1 pseudogene is annotated in these 263 nt (G+C 62.4%); it reads left to right on the top strand.

Annotation, left to right across the window (positions count from 1 at the left end):
- A pseudogene (locus LD110_RS23480) lies at nucleotides 1–263 on the top strand (sugar ABC transporter substrate-binding protein); the annotation flags it as partial.

Here is a 263-nt window from a genome sequence, read left to right as displayed (position 1 = left end):
GGATGCAAGAACACCGAAGCGGCGATGGACTACCTGTCCTTCACGCTCAAGCCTGAGAACATCGCGAAGGTCGCGAAAGCCACCAGCACCATCCCGGCAACCGATGAGGCCGCCGCGCTCGTCCCGGCCTACGCGCCAGGCGGAGCAAATAGCATCTTCCGCGAGTTTTCCAAGAAGTACGCCGTAATGCGCCCTGAGACTCCGGCCTACCCGTTCATCTCCACGGAGTTCGGCAAGACCGTCCTGGACATCCTCTCCGGCGC

Origin of the sequence: Arthrobacter sp. M4, assembly GCF_020251205.1 — a bacterium.
Lineage (GTDB): Bacteria > Actinomycetota > Actinomycetes > Actinomycetales > Micrococcaceae > Arthrobacter.
This window is presented reverse-complemented; position numbering and strand designations above follow the sequence as displayed.